This is a genomic window from Bradyrhizobium sp. URHD0069, assembly GCF_000701345.1.
Taxonomy (GTDB): domain Bacteria; phylum Pseudomonadota; class Alphaproteobacteria; order Rhizobiales; family Xanthobacteraceae; genus Bradyrhizobium.
Window position 1 is genome coordinate 1 of the sequence record NZ_KL370776.1, and the last position, 5,195, is coordinate 5,195.

6 protein-coding genes and 3 pseudogenes are annotated in these 5,195 nt (G+C 58.8%); 6 read left to right on the plus strand and 3 right to left on the minus strand.

Features of this window, described 5'->3' with window-relative positions:
- Positions 1-344: 344 nt before the first annotated feature.
- The 3 genes from N554_RS40640 to N554_RS40645 all read left to right on the plus strand — a co-directional run bounded on the left by N554_RS40640 (position 345) and on the right by N554_RS40645 (position 1,042).
- On the plus strand, positions 345-509 hold the full coding sequence (locus N554_RS40640; RefSeq protein WP_156042231.1) for a hypothetical protein: 165 nt from the start codon (positions 345-347) through the stop codon (positions 507-509).
- A 96-nt stretch (positions 510-605) separates the two neighbouring features.
- Entirely contained in the window at positions 606-872 is a 267-nt protein-coding gene (locus N554_RS0132255) for a hypothetical protein (RefSeq protein ID WP_156042232.1), read from the plus strand.
- A 17-nt stretch (positions 873-889) separates the two neighbouring features.
- Positions 890-1,042 (plus strand): hypothetical protein, encoded by a 153-nt coding sequence (locus N554_RS40645; RefSeq protein ID WP_156042233.1) that lies wholly within the window; start codon positions 890-892, stop codon positions 1,040-1,042.
- A 275-nt stretch (positions 1,043-1,317) separates the two neighbouring features.
- Here the strand turns inward: N554_RS40645 and N554_RS36910 are convergent.
- Positions 1,318-2,339: pseudogene (locus N554_RS36910) on the minus strand (alpha/beta hydrolase).
- Positions 2,340-2,745: 406 nt separating this feature from the next.
- Here N554_RS36910 and N554_RS36915 point away from each other — a divergent pair.
- Together N554_RS36915 and N554_RS0132275 are read left to right on the plus strand one after the other, a co-directional pair.
- Complete coding sequence (locus N554_RS36915) at positions 2,746-3,219, plus strand: thermonuclease family protein (protein WP_371259545.1); 474 nt, start codon at positions 2,746-2,748, stop codon at positions 3,217-3,219.
- 114 nt (positions 3,220-3,333) lie between these two features.
- Positions 3,334-3,513, plus strand: a pseudogene (locus tag N554_RS0132275) (SOS response-associated peptidase); the annotation flags it as partial.
- Positions 3,514-4,044: 531 nt separating this feature from the next.
- Here N554_RS0132275 and N554_RS42535 read toward each other — a convergent pair.
- Positions 4,045-4,116, minus strand: a pseudogene (locus N554_RS42535) (SOS response-associated peptidase); the annotation flags it as partial.
- Positions 4,117-4,233: 117 nt separating this feature from the next.
- On the minus strand, positions 4,234-4,683 hold the full coding sequence (locus N554_RS39290) for a nitroreductase family deazaflavin-dependent oxidoreductase (protein WP_029587212.1): 450 nt from the start codon (positions 4,681-4,683) through the stop codon (positions 4,234-4,236).
- A 153-nt stretch (positions 4,684-4,836) separates the two neighbouring features.
- On the opposite strand from N554_RS39290, the gene N554_RS41630 reads away from it, so the two are divergent.
- The coding region (locus N554_RS41630; protein WP_371259546.1) for a thermonuclease family protein at positions 4,837-5,195 on the plus strand (359 nt) is incomplete at its 3' end.

Here is a 5,195-nt window from a genome sequence, read left to right on the forward strand (position 1 = left end):
GGGAGGTTGCCAAGTCATGAGAGGCGATCAACCAATGCGATAGGAGAAAACTCGAGTTCCACCAAGCCGTGGAACGATGTCCCTCGCGGGACGATGATGAGGTGAGTTCGTATGTCCGCTTGGACCTATCGTCTGTGAGACGGCAAGGCCGCCCCAAAGATTGTTCCACCTCGTCTTCGAATCCCATGATGGAAGGGCCTGGGTGCCGATTCCGAAGAGAAGCACGAGCCCGCGAGCGACATCGACACTGTGATGGCGGATAGTCTGAAAGTGCTTGACCCCAAACGGCCGATTAGAGAAGCGGACATTCTCGGAGCCGCTCGGCATGTCTCAGAGTGCCATCGATGGAAGTCGCCCCTATCGATCATCACCACCGGCGCAGCATTGGTGGGAGCGGCACCGGCACCATGAAAGCCAGAGGTGACGGGATGCTCAAGATCGGCCGGAAGCTCGGCATTGGCACGAGTGTGGTGCAGCGCGTTTTCAAGCAAGAGCGCGTGCCATCTTAATAGGATATAGGAACGGCTGAGGGCTGCGAGATGAGGTGGAGATTCCTATCCGTACTGGGATTGGTAGTTTGCGCTATTGCGCCAGCCAGAGGGGAGTTGGGCGATGAGACCGTCGCATCCGTAGATGCCTACGAAAAATGCGCTACGATCATGGCACAACACTACGCCACTGGGCCGGATGTCGCCGATCTCATCACAAAAGCTGCTACAGAGGCGTGCCTGCCGCAATTGCGGGCGGTTGCGCAAAGCCTGCAACGCAAAGGGGAAAGCCAAACGTCCATGATGTCAGCGATCTATCAGATTAACACTCAACTGCGCAGAAAGTTGAAAATGCTGATCTTGGACGAGCGAGCAAAAAAATAGACGGCGCCCACGGCCAGGTGACTATCAAACCCAAGAACAGTTGCGACGTCACCCGGGTCAATGACTTTTTGAAGGCCAGCGGTGACGTCATCCTCAAGATCGGCCGGAAGCTCGGCATCGGTACAAGCGTGGTGCAGCGTGTTTTCAAGCAAGAGCGGGTGCCAACCTAATGTGATGCTGGCGGTAGACAATGGCGACGTCAGCTTTGGACCCCATTACGGGATCAAGTCGGACATTGCGCGAGGTTTGAAAAGTGCCCCAGTAGCGGTCATTTGTGAAGGTCGGTCCTTTTGACCTATCTCGAAACAGAATGCCTGCTCGCCACTCCTCCCGTCCGGTAGCCCTGCTTACGTATGCCCTCGGCAATCCGTGTCGGGTGCGCCAATTATGCGCCAGAGCGCGACATCGCGGCCAGCAGGCACCCATCGTTTCCGCAAAGCCGAGTTTACGCGGCCGCGGCATCAATCGAGCGGCGTATCACCCGCCGCACCTCCGCATTCGACAGGAACAAATCGTGGTTGATGATCCCCCAGCCTGCCTGGGAAGCATCGATCACGCGCACCCCGAGCCGCTCGATGGCGGCCTTTTCGGCGGCGCCGACCCGTGTCATCCCACCGGCGATTTGCCCCGACAGCGCCAGCGCGCGGTCGTTTGTCGCGGCGATGACGATGATCTTGCGGGCGAGCGGACCGATGCGGTTGATCGCGGACGAGAACACGTCCATGTCGATGTCCGGCGCGGCGAACACCACGGCCCCGATCCTGTCCGCAACGGTGTCACCATATCTCGCGTGGAGCTGACGCAGGCTTTCGAGCGTCAGCATGGTTCCCATGCTGTGTGCGACGATGTGGACGCGGCCGGCGCTCGGGGTCGTTACGATGGAACGGAGCACGCGTTCAAAGTCATCGCGGGACCACATCGCGCTTTCGCGGTCATACGCGTAGTCGAACAGTCCCGCCTTGGACGGCCAGGAGAATACCATCGTCTGGCCACGGAACTTGATGCCATCGGAGAGGTGCGTAGCATCGAGCGCCGCTGTCTCGAACGTCTCTTTGAAGCCGTGCACGTAGATCAGGACGTCTGGTCCGCCGCCGGCCTGCGCGAGAAGATCGCTGACCTCTCCCGACACCGGCTCGACCTCATCAAGACGCCAATCGTCAAGCCCGACTGCGGCGAGAGTGAAACGGCCGTCGCCCGGCGGCACCAGCTTCGCCCGTGCGACGGTCATCGTAGAGGCCCGCTCCGGCCCGAACCAAGGCTTCGCGCGTCCGCCATTCACCCGCTTGCGTGTGGTTGCGACGAGCAATGTCGGGTCTACTGAGAGCGCGAGGCGTCGAAGCGCGCGCCCGTCGCGCCCAAGCTGGCGCATCCGCCGAGCGCGAGCGCGCTGGTTAAGGAGCCAAGCCCGCCCAGGAGCGCGCGGCGGGACACAATAGCCTGTTGTTGCAGCAAACGTCGGACGATCACAGAAGACCTTCGGGAACACTGCCCGCCGTAAAACCTGCCCTTGCAAGCCTTGAATTACGATGGCGGCGAGAAAAGGGCGGGCGGCCCCCGCCAGGACGCAGCGCAAGACCGCAGTGGCTCGGGCCGGTTCCGAGCCCAATGTTTAGCAGCATTTGCCCAGCAAATTCCAAGGTGCTTGATGCGCCATGCCTTGGCGTCGGAAACCAGCACATTGGCTTCGTTACCGGGATGATCCCGTCAACCGGGACGCGGGCTTTAGAACTGTGCTGGTCTATTGCGTTGGGCCGCCCAAAGGCAAGCTGTGCGGCCACTGCGGCAGCCTGATATTGAAAGATTTGCCGGATTGGGATTGGTATCAGATCAGCGCGCACTTTCGCTGCACAAAATGCGGCACGGTGGGCGGCTGATGCGCAATCTACATAGCATCACCGAAAATCGGGCGATGATCCGCGAACTGTTCGAGATAGGAGCAGTGCTGGCGGCGCTGACGCTTGGGTCGATAGCAGTTGCGACTGCTGGTGATTTTACGGGGCAGGCCAGCGTCATCGATGGCGACACGCTGGAAATCCACGGAACGCGCATTCGTCTTTGGGGAGTCGATGCGCCGGAAAGTAGCCAAGTTTGTCGCGGCGAGGGCAGCTTGCAGTATCGGTGCGGTGCCAGGGCGGCGAACGATCTGGATGCCTTCATTGCACGGCGGCCGGTAATCTGCCTGCCAATGTCGCTGGACCGATATGGCCGCACAGTGGCGAGTGCTCGGTGGGCGGCGCTGACCTCGGCGATTGGCTCGTGCGCAATGGTCTCGCCCTGGACTGGCCGCAATATTCAAAACGAAACTACGATGATGCGCAGCATGAAGCCGAGCACGCCGGGCGAGTGATGTGGGCAGGCAGCTACGTCGAGCCGTGGTTATATCGAGTATGCGTTCGGGCGAGCGGAAGTCCGATCAAATGCTCGGACGATGCCAACGCTCATCCCTGAGAGAAAGAACATCGTGTGCAATCTTTATTCGATCACCACAAACCAAGCCGCGATCATCCCGCTGTTTCGGGTAATGAACCGATACATTGGCAACCTGCCGCCGATGCCCGGTGTTTTTCCCGACTATCCTGCGCCCGTGGTGCGCAACGCAGGCACCGAGCGGGAGATGGCGATGATGCGCTGGGGAGTGCCGCACGACACTACGCCAGAGGCAATCCCTTTTCGGCCATGCATTTTTTAAATACGAGGAACGCTTTCTGATCGCCGACCGTAGCCACATTATTCTCGACTTTTCCTGTCCGCGAATTGTAGTAAGCATCGAACTTCCGATAAAATTCTCCCATCCCCGTTTCACTTGGTGCTTCGCGTACTGCGGCAACGCACTGTTTCACAACCTTATTAAGTTGATCAGAAGTGAGCAGTGTTTCAGCTAAGGTGGATGTGCATAGCGCAACCGACCATAATACAACTACAATCACCTTTGCTATTGTAAGCATTGCTCACCCCTTGAGCGGCGAAATACGTTCAGGCATAAAGTCATATCAAATAGCGTTCGCCCTGTGCACCCAATATTGTCCGATTGGATCGAAGCCAACCTGCCCGAAGGCGGGTTAGTTGTCGACGCGCGAGATTGCTGACGCGAACAGCCGTCCCAGCCGCTGGCGGCGACGGATCGGAGTTGTCCCGGTTGCCGAGGTCGAGGCGGAATGGTCCCGCATGTTTATTCGGCGAAGCTGTTGAATGGCACGAGGCAGCGATTTTCCAGTTTCAACCATCCGCGCCAATGAGGCGAGGATGGGCTGCACACGATTTCGTCGCCTGTCTTGCAGGCGAGCTTCCAATGGGCCTGGGCCAGTTCGGCCAGTCTGTTCCAGGCTTCGGGCGTAGTCGCAAACAGCTCTCGTGCACCAAGTTAAGAAGCTGGAGATCCATTCTGCTCTGCAACAAACACGGGTATCCGGCGATTAGTGCGTTCTTGGTAGTCCGCGTAAGGCGGAAACGCCGCCACAACGAGCTTCCAGAGCCGAGACCGTTCACGGTCGTCCTTGACCTCACGCACTCGCATTGGTCGCACGACGGTCTCGTCCCGAATTTCCACATTCGGATTGACGCGGAGATTATGCACCCAGGCTGGATCGGTTGGCGCGCCGCCCTGTGACCCGATTAGGACGTAACTATTGACATCCTTTACGCGCATGAGCGGGGTCTTTCGGATGGCGCCGGTCTTATTGCCGACGTGCGTCACGATGACGACAGGCAGCCCGGTGTCACGTAACGTGGTGCCTTTCGTTCCACCACTACTTTCGTAAAGCTCGACCTGCTCGCGCACCCAGTCTCGGGGACTAGGAACATACTCCGCCATTGCTAAAACTCCATCGAGGGAGGGTGGTAGGGGACTGGCCTAAATCCAACTCGCGCAGGAGCGATCATACAAAATAAACGATGCCCGTGCCACGAGACTCTACCACCAGATGACGGTACACGACTGATGCGCACAAGATGGGTGATCTGTTTGATGTTGCTCCTGGCAAGCGGCAGTGCCTATTCGGGAGATATGGTCGGGCAGGCCAGCATCATCGATGGGGATACGCTGGAAATCCACGGATTGCGCATTCGCATTTGGGGAGTCGACGCGCCGGAAAGTAGTCAACTTTGTCGCGGCGACGACAGCTTGCAGTATCGGTGCGGTGCAAAGGCGGCGAACGATCTGGATGCCTTCATTGCAGGGCGGCCGGTAAATTGCCTGCCAATATCGCTGGACCGATACGGTCGCACAGTCGCGAGTGCTCGGTGGGCGGCGCTGACCTCGGCGATTGGCTCGTGCGCAATGGTCTCGCCCTGGACTGGCCGCAATATTCAAAACGAAACTACGAT

Coding starts and splice junctions, on each gene's coding strand:
- N554_RS40640 (WP_156042231.1), top strand. CDS start 345: ATGGAAGTCGCCCCTATCGATCATCACCACCGGCGCAGCATTGGTGGG.
- N554_RS36915 (WP_371259545.1), top strand. CDS start 2,746: ATGCGCAATCTACATAGCATCACCGAAAATCGGGCGATGATCCGCGAA.
- N554_RS39290 (WP_029587212.1), bottom strand. CDS start 4,683: ATGGCGGAGTATGTTCCTAGTCCCCGAGACTGGGTGCGCGAGCAGGTC.